Origin of the sequence: Streptomyces tibetensis, assembly GCF_040647715.1 — a bacterium.
In the GTDB taxonomy this organism is placed as follows: Bacteria; Actinomycetota; Actinomycetes; order Streptomycetales; family Streptomycetaceae; genus Streptomyces; species Streptomyces tibetensis_A.
The window spans coordinates 15,230-30,356 of the sequence record NZ_JBEZCR010000022.1 but is presented as its reverse complement, the minus strand read 5'-3'; the positions used below and the strand labels follow the sequence as shown (position 1 = coordinate 30,356).

Genomic DNA, 15,127 nt, shown 5'->3' with positions numbered 1-15,127 from the left:
GCGATAGTGTAAATCGCCCTTGTGCCGGTCTGCTGGGAGTCAGGATGTCCGCCGCGTCGCATCGCATCTCCCGTCTGGAACCCTACCTGGACAGGCCCGAGCCGGCGCCGACTCTGCTGAAGATGCTGGTCGGTGTGCAACTCGCCGGCTTCCGGGAGGACGCCGGGCTCGCCCAGGACCAGGCGGCGCGCGCTGCCGGGTTCAGCGCCGCGAAGCTGTCCCGAATCGAGTCGGGCAAGGGCCGCCGCCCACCGACGGAGAACGACGTCCGCACCCTGCTCGAGCTGTACGGCACCGACGACTACGAGGTCTCGGTGCTGCTCAAGCTGCTGCAGCGGGCGGGTGAGCCGGGCTGGTGGCAGCGGTACGACAAGCGGCTGATGCCCGAGTGGTTCGACCGGCTGGTCGGACTGCAGGAGGCCGCCGCCACCATCCGTACCTTCGAGATCCAGTACGTGCCCGGCCTGTTGCAGACTCCCGCCTACACCAGGGCCGTGGTGGAGCGCGGCCTGCCGAACGCGCCGGCCGGTGAGGTGGAGCGCCGCGTCGAACTGCGCAGGCACCGCGCCCGGTTGGTGTCACGGGCCGACGCCCCGCAGCTGTGGGCGATCATCGACGAGTCCGTGCTGCTGCGCGTCCTGGGCAGTGCGGAGGTGATGCGGGAGCAGCTGGCGCACCTCGTGGAGATGGCCCAACGCCCCAATGTGACGCTGCAGATCGTGCCGTTGACCGTCACCAACGCCTCGGCCCCGGCCATTCCGATCACCTATCTGCGCTTCGGTGGCCTCGATCTGCCCGACGTGGTCTACCTGGAGCACATCAAGAGCGCGAACTTCCTCGAGGACCGCGACGAGACCGAGGAGTACCGGATCGCCCTGGACCGCCTCGCGGACGAGGCACTCAAGCCCCGTGACTCGCTGGAGCTGCTGCGGCAGACGATGGAGCAGCGCTACCCCTGACGCGCGAATGCCCGGTGCGTGACGACGGCCGTCGCGCACTGGGCCTACGGTCACTTGTCCAGGGGAATCCGCCCGACTCCGCCGAACTCGATCCACTCGTGCGTGAGCTGACGGGGCGCCACCTCGGTGTCGGGGCGCCAGGTCGACACCTCCACGAGCCCGGGCTCGAGAATCTCCAGGCCCTCGAAGTACGTCTCCACGTCCTTCGGTTCCCGCACGCGGCCCCAGTTGCCCTGGGTCGCCTGGTCCATGAAGTCGGTGACGAAGGCGCGGACCTCCGGGTCCTCGCTGACCAGCTGGCACATCAGCACGAAGCTCCCGGGCGCGAGCCGCTCCCGGACGCGCCGGGCAACGGCGAGCGGTCCGTCGGTGTCGCTGTCCGGGATGCAGTGGAACACCGAGTTGAACAGCACGCACACCGGCTCGTCGAAATCGATGAGCCGCTTGGTGTCGGCGTGGCCGAAGATCAGGTCGGTGTCGCGCATGTCCGCGTGGATGACGGTCGTGCGCTCGTCCTGCTCCAGCAGCGCACGGCCGTGGACCAGCACCATCGGGTCGTTGTCGACGTAGACCACGTGGGTCGTGGGGTCGATGCGCTGGGCGACCTGGTGGACGTTGTCCTGCGTCGGCAGGCCTGACCCGTGGTCCAGGTACTGGCGGATGCCGTACTCCTCGGAAAGGGTCTTCACGGCCCGCTGGAGGAAGCGCCGGTTGTTCAGGGCCAGGCGGCGCGTGCTGGGCACGACCTTGTCGAGTTCCTCGCATGCCGCGCGGTCTGCCGCGTAGTTGTCCTTGCCCCCCAGGTAGTGGTCGTACATGCGCGCTGCCGTAGGCACGTTCGCGTCGATCTCGGTGGAGAGCTTCTCGGAGTGCATCGTTCCCCCTGCAAGGTGCCGCGCCAACGGACTGGCTGGACAGGAAGTACATCCTAGGGAGCGGGAGTTGGGCGGGCCACCCCACTGGCCGAGGTGCCCCCGATCGAACGACAAGATGATCGGCGCCTCCCTGTGGCATGTGCTCTATGTGTCCTTCTGTGCGTTTTGTGTCACAGGTGCTCGGACGGGTACCCGTCGGACCACAGTGCTGTCATCCGCAGGAGGCGGGGCGAGCAGGACGTGGAGCGGTGGGTGCAGGCCGCCTCGCTGCTGCACTCCAACGGCGACGCCATGGACATCGCGGTGCGCGAGGGCCGCATCGTGGGCGTCCGGGGCCGGGCCGCGGACCGGGTGAACCGCGGGCGACTGGGGCCCAAAGACCTCTACGACCTGCACCCGCCCGCAGCGCGCAACTCGCTCCACTGGGAGATGCTCGCCCAGGTGGCACGGGCCACCCGGGACGAGCAGCTCCTGACGCTGGTCGGCGACTGCCACCCGCAGACGCTCCGGCAGCTGCGCTGGACCCACACCATGGTCAAGATCCTGGCGCCGCAGCTCCTGTCCGGCGTCTGACCGGGCCCGTCACCGCCCCTGCGCGGCGATCAGGGACCGGTACCAGTGGTAGCTGTCCTTCGGTGTCCGCCGCTGGGTGGCGTAGTCGACGCGAACGATCCCGAAGCGTTTGCCGTAACCGAAGGCCCATTCGAAGTTGTCCAGAAGCGACCACACGTAGTAGCCGCGCACCTCCACCCCGGCGTCCATCGCGGCCCGCAGCGCGGTGAGATGGTCGCGCAGGTAGGCGACACGGTCCCGGTCGTGGACGGCACCGTCCGGGCCGGCCTCGTCGTCCTCGGCGGAGCCGTTCTCGGTGATGAGGACGGGCGGCAGCGCCTGGCCGTACCGCTCCCCGAGCCCCACGAGCAGATCGGTCAACGTGTGGGGCGCGACCGCCCAGCCCATGGCGGTGCGCCGCACGCCGGGCATGGGCACCTCCGCGTACCGGTTGTCGGTCGCGACGCGCCGCGACGGGTCGCTCTCCCGGTAGGGGGCGTCGGCCACGACGATCGGCCGGTAGTAGTTGATGCCGAGGAAGTCCAGTGGACGGGAGACCAGCTCGAGGTCGCCGTCCCGCCGGAAGTCCTGACCGCTGATGAGCTCACCCCACGTCTCCTCCTCGGTCGCCGGGTAACGGCCCGCGAGAAGCGGCTCGGTCCACACCAGGTTGTGCAGGGTGTCCGCACGGGTGACGGCGGCCCGGTCGGCGGGGGAGCCGGTCGCGGGCAGGTGGTGGTCGAGGTTGAGGGTGATGCCCACCTCGTGGACCCCGGCCGCCCGGAGCGCCTGCACGGCCAGGCCGTGCCCTACCAGCAGGTGGTGGGCGGCGGCCAGCGCGCCACGGCCCTCGCGGGCGCCCGGGGCGTGCCGCCCGACGGAGTACCCGAGGAAGGCACTGCACCACGGCTCGTTCAGGGTGATCCAGCGCGGTACCCGGTCGCCCAGGTGCTCCGCGACGACGGCGGCGTACTCACCGAACCTCTGGGCGGTCTCCCGCACCCGCCAGCCACCGCTGTCCTCCAGCGCCTGCGGAAGGTCCCAGTGGTACAGGGTGACGGCGGGCTCGATCCCCGCGTCCAGGAGCTCGTCGACCAGCCGCGAGTAGAAGTCCAGCCCCTTGACGTTCACCGGGCCGGAACCGTCCGGCACGATCCGCGGCCAGGCGATCGAGAAACGGTACGAATCCACGCCCAGCTCACGCAGCAGGGCCACGTCCTCCGGATACCGGTGGTAATGATCACAGGCGACATCACCGGTGTCCCCGTTCGCCACCAGCCCCGGGGTGTGGCTGTAGGTGTCCCAGATGGACGGTCCGCGCCCGTCCTCCCGCACCGCCCCCTCGATCTGGTACGAGGCGGTCGCGGCACCGAACACGAAGCCGGGCGGAAAACTCGGAAAGTCAGTCATGGGTTCCACCATGCCCGGAGCCGCGGGCAGCCGTAATGAGAACCGCTAATCTGGACATACGATAATTTATCGAAAGTCTGAAGGCGTGCTGCGACCGCTATTCTCACGGCCCCGGCCGCCTTCCCAGGAGAAGCCCATGGGCGACTACTACGACCTCGGCGCGCACCGCCGTCCCGTCACCACGTCCTCTCCCGATGCCCAACTGTGGTTCGACCGCGGTCTCATGTGGACGTACGCGTTCAACCACGAGGAAGCCGTCGCCTGCTTCGAAAAGGCGGCCGAAGCCGACCCGGACTGCGCCATGGCCTATTGGGGTATCGCCTACGCGCTCGGACCGAACTACAACAAGCCCTGGGAATTCTTCGACGGCGAAGAACTCACGCGGACCGTCGAGCGCACGCACACCGCCGTGGAAAGGGCCCATGAGAAGGCCGCCGGCGCCACCCGGGTCGAGCAGGCCCTCATCGGGGCGCTGCGGGCGCGCTACCCGCAGTCCCAGGCCGTCGAGGACTGCTCGGTGTGGAACGAGCCCTACGCGGACGCCATGCGCGTCGTGTACGAACTGGCGCCTTCCGACCCGGACATCGCCACCCTGCACGCCGACGCGGCGATGAACCTCACCCCCTGGCAGCTGTGGGACCTCAGGACCGGCCGGCCGGCCGAGGGCGCACGGACCACCGAGGCCAGGGCCGTGCTGGAAGACGCCCTCGCCACCGAGGCCGGCTTCCGGCATCCCGGCATCCTCCACCTGTACATCCACCTGATGGAGATGTCCCCGACACCGGAGCAGGCCCTCACCGTCGCCGACCGCCTGCGCGGCCTCGTGCCCGACGCCGGGCACCTGCTCCACATGCCCTCACACCTGGACGTCCTGTGCGGCGACTACCGCCAGGTCGTCTCCGCCAACAGTGACGCGATCGCCGCCGACGAGAAGTACCACCGGCAGGCCGGCGCGATGAACTTCTACACCCTCTACCGGGCGCACAACCACCACTTCAAGATCTACGGCGCGATGTTCCTCGGCCAGGCGCAGGTCGCCCTCGACACCGCCGCCCAGCTGGAAGCCGCCATCCCCGAAGACCTGCTCCGTGTCCAGAGCCCGCCGATGGCCGACTGGCTGGAGGCGTTCCTGGCCATGCGCGTCCACGTGCTGATCCGCTTCGGCCGCTGGAGCGAGATCATGGAACTGCCCGCCCCCGCCGACCCCGATCTCTACGCGACGACCGTCGCCATGCGGCACTACGCCCGGGGCGTCGCCCTCTCCGCCACCGGTGAGGTAGACCGGGCGGTGACCGAACGCGAGCTCTTCCGCGAGGCGGTCGGCCGGGTGCCCGGGACCCGGATGCTGTTCAACAACACCTGCCACGACATCCTCGCCATCGCCTCCGCGATGCTGGACGGTGAACTCGCATATCGCCAGGGCGAGTACGACCTCGCCTTCGCAGCCCTGGAGCGCTCCATCCGGCTGGACGACGACCTGCCCTACGACGAACCCTGGGGGTGGATGCAGCCCACCCGCCACGCCTATGGTGCGCTCCTGCTGGAGCAGGGCCGCGTGGCGGAGGCGGAGGCCGTCTACCGTGCCGACCTCGGCCTCGACGACACCCTGCCCCGCCCCCTCCAGCACCCCGGCAACGTCTGGGCCCTGCACGGCTTCCACGAGTGCCTGCTGCGCGGCGGCAAGACCGGTGAGGCGGCCCTCGTGGCCCACCAGCTGAAGCTCGCGACCGCGCTGGCGGACGTTCCCATCCAGGCGTCCTGCTTCTGCCGCCTCGGCACCACCCAGGGTCCCCGGCCGGCCGAAGGGTGCTGTCACTGACGTGGCCCGCGGCGCGAGGCTCCACCATGTGCCTCTCTTGATCGTGGCCAGGGCCAGGGCCAGGGCCAGGGCCTCGCGGGCCCGAACGACCGCGTGGCACGTTTGAGCTGCCGCTTTCCGGGTCACTCGGTGCGGTGACCCCGTAGCCGGACACGACTGGAGTGAACAACCGTGGCTGGAGAACAGAAGGGCAAGGCCAAGGCCGAGCAGGCCAAGGGCAAGGCCAAGGAGACGGTCGGCCGTGCGGTGGGCAACGAGCGCCTGACGGCTGAGGGCAAGGCCGAGCAGTCGAAGGGTGACGCCCGCCAGGCCAAGGAGAAGACCAAGGACGTCTTCAAGCACTGAGGTCACAAGCACTGAGGTCACTTCGCAGTGCCGCGTCCCGAAGCGGGACGCGGCACTCGCGCATGCTGGTCAGCGGTCGACGGAAAGATCTCCCGGCCCTGTGCACCGACGCCGCGAGCGGCGTCTCTCATCGCGTGGGGCACGGCAGTTGCGGGTTCCCAACTCGCCCCACCTCTTGACGTGTTGATTACCGTCCTAAAACATTCGGGAAGCTCGATCGACTCTGCGCGGTTCTGTTCGCTCCCGAAGGGAATCCATGTCCAGCAGACATCGCCTCGCCCGGACGGCACTCGCGATCACCGTCCCCCTGGCACTCGGCTTGGGCCTCGTCGCCGTGCCTCCTGCCACCGCTGCCGCCGCTGCCGCCGCGGATCCGCCGGCCGGCGCGGTCACGGTACGGATCGACCCGTCCTACCAGCAGCAGGAGTTCGAAGGGTGGGGCACGAGCCTCGTCTGGTTCGCCAACATCACCGGCCGCTACCCGGAACCCATCCGGCAGAAGCTCGCCGACATGCTGTTCGGTGAGGACGGACTCCGCCTCAACATCGCGCGTTACAACATCGGCGGCGGCAACGCCCCCGACGTCCGCAAGGACTACATGAAGACCGGCGCGACGATGGACGGCTTCTGGAAGGCTCCCGAGGGCACCACCAGGGAGGACACCGACTGGTGGAACCCGGACGACCCCGGGCACTGGGACTGGTCCGCCGACGCGGGCCAGCGCTGGTGGGTGGATCGCGTCAAGAGCGAGGTGACCCGCTGGGAGGCGTTCAGCAATTCGCCGCCCTGGTTCCAGACGGTGAGCGGCTACGTCTCGGGCGGCTTCGACGCGAACACCGACCAGATACGGGCGGACCGCGTCGACGACTTCGCCACCTACCTGGTGAAGGTGACCGACCAGCTGGAGAAGAAGCACCGCATCTCGTTCGACACCATCGCCCCGCTGAACGAGCCCAACACCAACTACTGGGGCACCCAGATCGGCGCCGACGGACAGCCCACCGGCGGGCGCCAGGAAGGCGCGCACGCCGGTCCGGAACTGCAGCAGAAGGTCGTCCTGGCTCTGCGACGCGCCCTGGAGAAGGCGAGCACGCACGCCACGATCTCCGCGATGGACGAGACCAACCCCACCACCTTCGTCCGCAACTGGAACGCCTACGACAGCACGGCACGGGCCGCCGTCGACCAGCTCAACGTGCACACCTACGGCACCGGCATGCGCACCAGCGCCCGCGACAGCGCCAAGGCCGCCGGCAAGCCGTTCTGGATGAGCGAGGTCGAGGGCACCTGGGGGACCGGCACCGACTTCACCGGCATGGAACCCGGGCTCGGCATCGCCACCCGGATCGTCGAGGACATCCGTGAACTGGAACCGTCCGCCTGGGTGTTGTGGCAGCCGGTAGAGGACTCCATCCCCCAGGCGCAGGCCGGCAAGAACTGGGGCAGCATCCACATCCCGTTCAACTGCACCTCCGAGGACACCTTGGAGAGCTGCCCGATCAAGGCCAACACGAAGTTCCACACCCTGCGCAACTTCACCCATCACATCCGCCCCGGCGACCACTTCGTCAAGGTCGACGATCCCTCCAGCGTCGCCGCCGTACGCAGGTCAGGCCGCGGAGCGACGGTGGTGCACGTCAACAACGACACCGCCCCACGAGCGGTGACCCTGGACCTGACGAAGTTCCGGCGGGTCGCCCCGGGCGCCACCGTGACGCCCGTGGTGACCAGTCACGACGGAGCCCTCGTCCGAGGGACACCCGTGAAGGTCGAGAACGACTCCGCCACCGTGACGGTCCCCGCCAAGTCGGTGACCACCCTCGTCGTCGACGGCGTGTCCGGCACCGCGAAGGACGCCGCGCTGGTCAAGGCCGGCCACGTCTACCGTCTCCAGGGCACCCAGAGCGGCAAGTCCCTGGCACCGTCCGCCGAGGGCGACGGCGTCGTCGTGCGCACGGCCGACCCGGCCGCCGCGTCGCAACTCTGGTCCGTCGAGAAGCTGACGCGCGGCAACGGCAACCGCGAACGCTACGCCCTCGTCAACGCCGCAGACGGCAGGCACCTGGCCGTGCGTGACGACGAGGCCGTACTCGAAGACGGGGACACACCGGCCGGACGCTGGATCATGTCCACCACCGGGGACGGGAGTTGGACCTTCGTGAACGCCGCGACGGGCCGTCTCCTCGACGTCGTCGGCCAGTCGACGGCTGACGGCGCCCGGGTCTCGGCCCACCTCCCGACCTCCAACGCCAACCAGCGCTGGGGCGTCACCGATGAGACGGTGCTCGGCACGGAGCCAGCCAAGGCCTTCACCGTCCCCGGGCGCGCCCCCGAACTGCCCGGGACCGTGAAGCCCGTGTTCCCGGACGGCGCCCGCGGCGCGCTCCCCGTCGAGTGGACGATGCCCTCCGACTCACGCTGGAGCAGACCCGGGACGGTACGCGTGAAGGGCCGGGCCACCGATGCCCTCGGCCGGACCGTCCGGGCCGAGGCGGTCGTCACCGTGGACACCATCGCCGCCACCCTGCCGGCCCGCGCCAAGACCTACACCGCCGGCCGGCCCGACCTGCCCGCCACCGTCACCGGCGTGGGACGGCACGGCGGAACCGCCGACCTGCCGGTCACGTGGAACCCCGCGCCGGAAGGAGCGTTCGACGACACCGGTGTGGTGACCCTGCGCGGCACGGCCCGGGTACCCGGCGGGGAAACGGCAGCGGCGACCGTACGCGTCCAGGTCACCCAGCCGAAGGAGAGCAACTCGGCGCGCGACGAGGGCGTCACGGTCGGCGCCACCTATACCGAGAGCGGCTACTCCACCGAGGGCCTGCGCAACGGCACCACGTCCGAGAAGGCCTGGTCGAACTGGAGGTCCGGCGCGAAGAACCCGTCCGACACCATCACCTTCACCCTGCCCAAGGCACACGATCTGACCCGGGTCGTGACCCACTTCCACCGTGACGGCGCCAACGTCAGCTTCGCGGAGTCCCTCAAGGTGCAGGTGCGGGGTGCCGACGGCACCTGGTCCGACGCGAGCGACCAGGTCGCCGTCGGCGCCGAGGGAACGCCCGTGGCCGACGTTCCGGTGCGGGCGACCGGCCCGTCGACGGGCGTGCGAGTCGTGATGACGGCCCGGCCGGGCGGCTACATCACCCTCGGCGAGATCGAGGTCTACGCGAAGGTGCCGGGCGCGTCCGCCGACGCCGCGGCCGCGTCGATCGCGGTGGACGGCAGGTCCCTGAGCGGCTTCGATCCGGACCTGACGCACTACCGGGTGCCGGTCGACCGTCCGGACCGCGCCGAGATCACCGCCACGGCGCGTGACCCCTACGCGAACGTGACGGTCCGGCGGGACACAGGCGGGGGCCAGAAGGCCCACATCGTGTCCGTGACCAGTGAAGACGGCTCACAGGAGCGTGAGTACCGGATCGAGCTGACCCGGCGGTGACGCACGAAAGCGCGGGGCCCGCACGCCCCGCGCTTTCGTCTTCCGGTATCAGACCTGCTCAGACCCGCTCAGACCGCCGGGGCCGGGTACGTCGGGTACTCCACGCCGGACACGTGCTGCACGACGCGGATGACCTGGCACGAGTAGCCGAACTCGTTGTCGTACCACAGGTAGAGGATCGCGTTGTCGCCGTCGACCTTGGTGGCGCCGGCGTCGACGATCGAGGCGTGGCGCGAGCCGATGAAGTCGCTGGAGACCGCGTCGGGAGCCGTGGTGAAGTCGATCTGACGCTTGAGCGGCGAGGTCAGGGAGACGTCGCGGAGGTGGTCGAGGACCTCCTCGCGGGTCGTCTCACGGCCGAGCCGCAGGCTGAGGATCGCGATCGAGACGTCCGGGACCGGGACACGGATCGAGCTGCCGGTGATCGGCGCCTTGAGGTCGGGAAGCGCCTTGGCGACGGCGGAGGCGGCACCGGTCTCGGTGATGACCATGTTGAGCGGCGCGGACCGGCCGCGACGGTCGGCCTTGTGGTAGTTGTCCAGCAGGTTCTGGTCGTTGGTGAACGAGTGGACCGTCTCGACGTGACCGCGCAGCACCCCGAACTCGTCGTCCATCGCCTTCAGCGGCGGCACGATCGCGTTCGTGGTGCAGGACGCGCAGGACAGGATCTGCTCGTCCGGCTTGATCGTGTCGTGGTTGACGCCGTGCACGATGTTGGGGACGTCGCCCTTGCCGGGAGCGGTCAGCACGACCTTGTCGATACCGGGGCGCAGGTGCTCGGACAGACCCGCGCGGTCGCGCCACTTGCCGGTGTTGTCGATGAGGATGGCGTCCTTGATGCCGTACGCCGTGTAGTCGACCTCGGACGGGTCGTTCGCGTAGATCACCTTGATCGCGTTGCCGTTGGCGACGATCGTGCTGCTCGCCTCGTCGACGGTGATCGTGCCCTGGAACTGGCCGTGGATGGAGTCGCGGCGCAGCAGCGAAGCGCGCTTGACGATGTCCTGCTCGCCGCCCCCGCGCACCACGATGGCCCGCAGCCGCAGACCGTTGCCCGAGCCGGACTTCTCGATGAGCAGCCGGGCCACGAGCCGGCCGATACGGCCGAAACCGTACAGAACGACGTCTCGGCCCTCACGGCGCTCGATCTTCTCGGCGCCCGTGGCACCGGCGACGGCCTCGGCGGTGAACTCCGCGATCGACAGGCCCCGGTCGTCGGCCTGGTAGGCCTCGGCGAGCAGGCCGATGTCGATCTGGGAGGGGCCGAGGTCGAGCGTGGTGAGGGTCTGCAGGAACGGCAGGGTGTCGGTGACCGACAGCTCCACGCCGGCGATCTGCCGGGCGAACCGGTGGGTCTTGAGGATGCTCACCACGGACTTGTTCACCAGGGAGCGGCTGTGCAGCAGGACCGTCACGTCCCGCTCCCGGTGCAGCTTCCCGATGATCGGGATCATCGACTCCGCGATCTCCTCGCGGATCTTCCAGTTGGTGAACGAGTCGTCGTTGACAGTCACGAATCCATCTTTCGAGCTAGGCGGCGCTCATATGTTAAACCGTCCGCCTTCCGGGGGGTGAACGGGGTGCCCCGGTCGCGTTCAGCGGGCGCTCCGCGCGCCCCGAAGGGCAGCGCCTGAGACGATCGAGAACAGGTCATCGGTGGGTCTTCCACGCGAATGGTGCGAGTGGGGTGGCCCTGAACTGCGAAAGGGCTGGCCATGGACTACGACTCAGTGGCCGACGAGCTGTACGCCCTGCGCCCGCAGGAGTTCACCGCCGCCCGCGCCTCAGCCGTGGCCGCCGCCCGCACCGCCGGCGACCGGGAACTCGCCGCGCGGATCCACGCGTTGCGCAGGCCCAGCCTCGCCGCCTGGGTCAGCAACCTCCTGGTCCGCAGCAGCCCAGGAGAGGTCGAGCCCCTGCTGCGCCTGGGGGAGGGGCTGCGTCAGGCCCACCAGGACCTGGACGGCGCACAACTGCGCGAGCTGAGCCGCCGGCAGCATGCGCTCATCCGGGCCCTGTCCCTGCAGGCGCGGCAGCTCGCGCAGGAGGCCGGGCATCCGATCGGCGAGAGCGTGCAGCGTGAGGTCGAGAACACCCTGCACGCCGTGCTGGCCGACCCCGAGGCCGCCCGGGCCTGGGCCGGCGGTCGCCTGACCAAGCCGCTGAGCGCGACGGTCGGCTTCCCCGCCGTCGCCGAGGGAGCCAGGCCGCAGCGCCCCGCACCCGCGCCGGCGCCCTCCCGCCCGGGCGGGAAGGCGAGCGAGCAGCAGCGACGCCGGCTGGACCGGGCCCGCAAGGATGCCGAAGCCGCCGAGCGCGAGCTGCGGGAGCTGCAGGACGAGGCGGAGACGGCGGACCGGGCGGCGGCGGAGGCGAAACAGCAGGTCGACGGCGCGCAGCGGCGGGTGGACGAACTCACCGGCGAACTGGAACGCGCCAGGAACGACCACCAGCAGGCCCGCTTCGCCGAACGGGCCGCCCGGGAACGGGCGCGCACTTCCGCCCGCCGGGCCCGCGAGGCAGGCCGCAAAGCCGCGACAGCCGCCGACCGGCTCGAACGCCTGGCCTCACCGGACGTCCGGCCATCCGACGGGTGACCTCGTCAGGCGCGTGACCGTCCGACGCGCGACCTCGCCCGACGTGCGATCTCGCCAGGCGCGTGACCTCGCCGGATGCGTGCCCCGCGAGGCGGCACGGCGGGGCGTGGCACCCGACGCCCGCGAGAGGGCGATCATGTGCTGTGACTGAGCTCACACGCCTCAAGTAGGCCGTCCCACAAGCCCTCACCCTCCCGACACCAAAATTGAACCGTTCGTTTTCTTGAATCAATCGTGTTTGTGTGGCTAGGTTGATCCCATGACCGCAACCGGGAACCCGACCACCGCCGAAGAGCTGCGAGGTGCAGGCCTGAGGGTGACGGCCGCCCGTGTCGCACTGCTCGAGGCCGTGCGGGACGGTGACCACCTCGGCGCCGAGGCGATCGCCTCCGAGGTGCGGGGCCGTGTGGGCCACATCTCCGTCCAGGCCGTCTACGAGGGCCTGCACGCCCTCACCGCGGCAGGGCTCATACGCCGTCTCGACCCACCCGGCAGCCCGGCGCTCTACGAGGGGCGGGTCGGCGACAACCACCACCACCTCGTGTGCCGCTCGTGCGGAGCCGTCGCCGACGTCGACTGCGCGGTCGGCCACGCCCCCTGCCTGACCGCGTCCGACGACCGTGGCTTCGCCGTCGACGAGGCCGAGGTCATCTACTGGGGCCTGTGCCCCGCCTGCTCCACCGCCCGCGTTACCTGAGTACGTGATCCCCCGAGCGTTCACGAGTACCTGATCCACCCAAGCGTTCCGAGCACGTGATCCACCCGAGCACCGTGATCCACCCCGTCCGGAAGGATTTCCATGACTGAGAACCACGACGCGATCGTCACCGACTCGAAGTCGGAGGAGACGGGAGGCGGCTGCCCCGTGGCGCACGGCCGCGCCCTGCACCCGACCCAGGGCGGTGGCAACCGCCAGTGGTGGCCCGAGCGGCTCAACCTGAAGATCCTCGCCAAGAACCCCGAGGTCGCCAACCCCCTGGGCGGGGACTTCGACTACGCCGAGGCCTTCAAGAACCTCGACCTCGAAGCCGTCAAGCAGGACATCGCCGAGGTGCTGACCACGTCGCAGGACTGGTGGCCCGCCGACTTCGGCAACTACGGCCCGCTGATGATCCGGATGGCCTGGCACAGCGCCGGCACCTACCGCATCAGCGACGGCCGCGGCGGTGCGGGCGCCGGTCAGCAGCGCTTCGCCCCGCTCAACAGCTGGCCGGACAACGGCAACCTCGACAAGGCCCGCCGTCTGCTGTGGCCGGTCAAGAAGAAGTACGGCCAGTCCATCTCCTGGGCCGACCTCCTGATCCTCACCGGCAACGTCGCCCTGGAGCAGATGGGCTTCGAGACCTTCGGCTTCGCCGGCGGCCGTGCCGACGTCTGGGAGGCCGAGGAGGACGTCTACTGGGGCCCCGAGACCACCTGGCTCGACGACAAGCGCTACACCGGCGACCGCGAGCTGGAGAACCCGCTCGGCGCCGTCCAGATGGGCCTCATCTACGTCAACCCCGAGGGCCCGAACGGCAACCCGGACCCGATCGCCGCGGCCCGCGACATCCGTGAGACGTTCCGCCGCATGGCGATGAACGACGAGGAGACCGTCGCCCTGATCGCCGGCGGCCACACCTTCGGCAAGACCCACGGTGCCGGCCCGGCCGACAACGTCGGCGCCGACCCCGAGGCCGCCTCCATGGAGGAGCAGGGCCTGGGCTGGCGCAGCACCTACGGCACCGGCAAGGGCGGCGACGCCATCACCTCCGGCCTGGAGGTCACCTGGACCACCACGCCGACCCAGTGGAGCAACGGCTTCTTCAAGAACCTCTTCGAGTTCGAGTACGAGCTCGAGCAGAGCCCGGCCGGCGCCAACCAGTGGGTGGCCAAGGACGCCCCGGAGATCGTCCCGGACGCCCACGACTCCTCGAAGAAGCACCGTCCGAAGATGCTCACCACGGACCTGTCGCTGCGCTTCGACCCGATCTACGAGCCCATCTCCCGCCGGTTCTACGAGAACCCGCAGGAGTTCGCGGACGCCTTCGCCCGCGCCTGGTTCAAGCTGACCCACCGCGACATGGGCCCGAAGTCCCTGTACCTCGGCCCGGAGGTCCCGCAGGAGACCCTCATCTGGCAGGACCCGCTGCCCGAGGCCGAGGGCGAGACCATCGACGCCGCCGACGTCGAGACCCTCAAGACCAAGCTCCTCGAGTCGGGCCTGTCCGTCTCGCAGCTGGTCTCCACCGCGTGGGCCTCGGCGTCCACGTTCCGCGGCAGCGACAAGCGCGGCGGCGCCAACGGCGCCCGCATCCGCCTGGAGCCGCAGCGCGGCTGGGAGGTCAACGAGCCCGACGAGCTGGCGCAGGTCCTGCGGGTCCTGGAAGGCATCCAGCAGGACTTCAACGCCGGCGCCGGAGCCAAGAAGGTCTCCCTGGCCGACCTCATCGTCCTCGGCGGCACCGCCGCGGTCGAGAAGGCCGCCAAGGAAGCCGGCTACCAGGTGCAAGTGCCCTTCACCGCGGGCCGTGTGGACGCGACGGAGGAGCACACCGACGCCGAGTCCTTCGAGGCGCTCGAGCCCACCGCCGACGGGTTCCGCAACTACCACGGCAAGGGCAACCGCCTCCCGGCCGAGTTCCTGCTGCTCGACCGCGCCAACCTGCTGACGCTGAGCGCCCCCGAGATGACCGTCCTGGTCGGTGGCCTGCGGGTGCTGGGCGCGAACTACCAGCAGTCCCAGCTCGGCGTCTTCACCAAGACGCCCGGCTCGCTGACGAACGACTTCTTCGTCAACCTGCTCGACCTGGGCATCTCCTGGAAGTCCACGTCCGAGGACCAGACCACGTTCGAGGGCCGCGACGCCGCCACGGGCGAGGTCAAGTGGGCCGGCTCCCGCGCCGACCTGGTCTTCGGCTCGAACTCCGAGCTGCGGGCGCTGGCCGAGGTCTACGCGAGCGACGACGCGAAGGAGAAGTTCGTCAACGACTTCGTCGCGGCCTGGGTCAAGGTCATGAACCTGGACCGGTTCGACCTGGTCTGATCATCCCCGTATGACGGGACGCCAGGGCCTGCCGGCCCGGGCGTCCCGCCGGTTGCCTGAGCGACCGTCAAAAGGCGTTCAAGGTAAGAACATCACTTAC

11 protein-coding genes are annotated in these 15,127 nt (G+C 69.8%); 8 read left to right on the top strand and 3 right to left on the bottom strand.

What is annotated here, in order from left to right; translation table 11 throughout:
- Nucleotides 1-44: 44 nt before the first annotated feature.
- On the top strand, nucleotides 45-959 hold the full coding sequence (locus AB0B29_RS36635; RefSeq protein ID WP_362246889.1) for a helix-turn-helix domain-containing protein: 915 nt from the start codon (nucleotides 45-47) through the stop codon (nucleotides 957-959).
- A gap of 50 nt (nucleotides 960-1,009) precedes the next feature.
- On the opposite strand, the gene AB0B29_RS36630 is transcribed toward AB0B29_RS36635, so the two are convergent.
- On the bottom strand, nucleotides 1,010-1,834 hold the full coding sequence (locus AB0B29_RS36630) for an SAM-dependent methyltransferase (RefSeq protein WP_362246887.1): 825 nt from the start codon (nucleotides 1,832-1,834) through the stop codon (nucleotides 1,010-1,012).
- A gap of 252 nt (nucleotides 1,835-2,086) precedes the next feature.
- On the opposite strand from AB0B29_RS36630, the gene AB0B29_RS37840 reads away from it, so the two are divergent.
- Nucleotides 2,087-2,407: a hypothetical protein gene (locus AB0B29_RS37840; RefSeq protein WP_436845972.1), complete on the top strand. Its 321-nt coding sequence runs from the start codon at nucleotides 2,087-2,089 to the stop codon at nucleotides 2,405-2,407.
- Between the two features lie 9 nt (nucleotides 2,408-2,416).
- Here AB0B29_RS37840 and AB0B29_RS36620 read toward each other — a convergent pair whose 3' ends face one another.
- On the bottom strand, nucleotides 2,417-3,796 hold the full coding sequence (locus AB0B29_RS36620; protein WP_362246886.1) for a GH1 family beta-glucosidase: 1,380 nt from the start codon (nucleotides 3,794-3,796) through the stop codon (nucleotides 2,417-2,419).
- A 136-nt stretch (nucleotides 3,797-3,932) separates the two neighbouring features.
- Between AB0B29_RS36620 and AB0B29_RS36615 the strand changes: the two genes are divergently transcribed.
- From AB0B29_RS36615 to AB0B29_RS36605, 3 genes are all read left to right on the top strand, one after another.
- Nucleotides 3,933-5,615 carry a tetratricopeptide repeat protein gene (locus AB0B29_RS36615; RefSeq protein ID WP_362246884.1) on the top strand — a complete coding sequence of 561 codons (1,683 nt, stop codon included), beginning with the start codon at nucleotides 3,933-3,935 and terminating at the stop codon, nucleotides 5,613-5,615.
- A gap of 171 nt (nucleotides 5,616-5,786) precedes the next feature.
- Nucleotides 5,787-5,960, top strand: coding sequence for a CsbD family protein (locus tag AB0B29_RS36610; protein WP_362246882.1), 174 nt, complete (start codon nucleotides 5,787-5,789; stop codon nucleotides 5,958-5,960).
- Nucleotides 5,961-6,216: 256 nt separating this feature from the next.
- A complete protein-coding gene (locus AB0B29_RS36605; protein ID WP_362246880.1) occupies nucleotides 6,217-9,405 on the top strand; it encodes a glycoside hydrolase in 3,189 nt (1,062 codons plus the stop codon).
- Nucleotides 9,406-9,473: 68 nt separating this feature from the next.
- On the opposite strand, the gene AB0B29_RS36600 is transcribed toward AB0B29_RS36605, so the two are convergent.
- On the bottom strand, nucleotides 9,474-10,919 hold the full coding sequence (locus tag AB0B29_RS36600; protein ID WP_362246878.1) for a glyceraldehyde-3-phosphate dehydrogenase: 1,446 nt from the start codon (nucleotides 10,917-10,919) through the stop codon (nucleotides 9,474-9,476).
- A gap of 201 nt (nucleotides 10,920-11,120) precedes the next feature.
- Between AB0B29_RS36600 and AB0B29_RS36595 the strand changes: the two genes are divergently transcribed.
- The 3 genes from AB0B29_RS36595 (at nucleotide 11,121) to katG (ending at nucleotide 15,027) form a co-directional block, all read left to right on the top strand.
- Complete coding sequence (locus AB0B29_RS36595; RefSeq protein ID WP_362246876.1) at nucleotides 11,121-12,002, top strand: hypothetical protein; 882 nt, start codon at nucleotides 11,121-11,123, stop codon at nucleotides 12,000-12,002.
- A gap of 259 nt (nucleotides 12,003-12,261) precedes the next feature.
- Nucleotides 12,262-12,699, top strand: coding sequence for a Fur family transcriptional regulator (locus AB0B29_RS36590; RefSeq protein ID WP_362246874.1), 438 nt, complete (start codon nucleotides 12,262-12,264; stop codon nucleotides 12,697-12,699).
- Between the two features lie 102 nt (nucleotides 12,700-12,801).
- Nucleotides 12,802-15,027 carry a catalase/peroxidase HPI gene (gene katG, locus AB0B29_RS36585; RefSeq protein ID WP_362246872.1) on the top strand — a complete coding sequence of 742 codons (2,226 nt, stop codon included), beginning with the start codon at nucleotides 12,802-12,804 and terminating at the stop codon, nucleotides 15,025-15,027.
- Nucleotides 15,028-15,127: the final 100 nt, after the last annotated feature.